The organism is Burkholderia sp. SIMBA_062 (assembly GCF_046534765.1).
GTDB classification, from domain to species: Bacteria; Pseudomonadota; Gammaproteobacteria; order Burkholderiales; family Burkholderiaceae; genus Burkholderia; species Burkholderia ambifaria.
Map to the genome: position 1 here is coordinate 1 of NZ_JAWRYD010000331.1, position 265 is coordinate 265.

General features: G+C 69.4%; 1 protein-coding gene. It reads left to right on the forward strand.

All coding sequences use genetic code 11. The annotated features are described in order from the left end of the window. Positions 1-265: sulfurtransferase (locus SB786_RS36565; RefSeq protein WP_410731628.1), on the forward strand; the 265-nt coding region annotated here is incomplete at both ends.

Genomic DNA, 265 nt, shown 5'->3' on the forward strand with positions numbered 1-265 from the left:
GAGCGGCTCGTCGAAACGCTGGAATCGCGCGGCCTGAAGCAAGGCCAGCAAGTTGTCGCATATGACGCGCAAGGCGGCATGTACGCCGCGCGTGCGTGGTGGCTGCTGCGCTGGCTCGGCCACGACGCCGTCGCGCTGCTCGACGGCGGACTGCAGGCGTGGGAAGCCGCGGGCCAGCCGCTCACGCAAGACGTGCCGCCGCAAAACACCGGCGACTTCAAGGCCGGCGCGCCGCTTTCCGTTACCGTCGACGCGCACATGATCG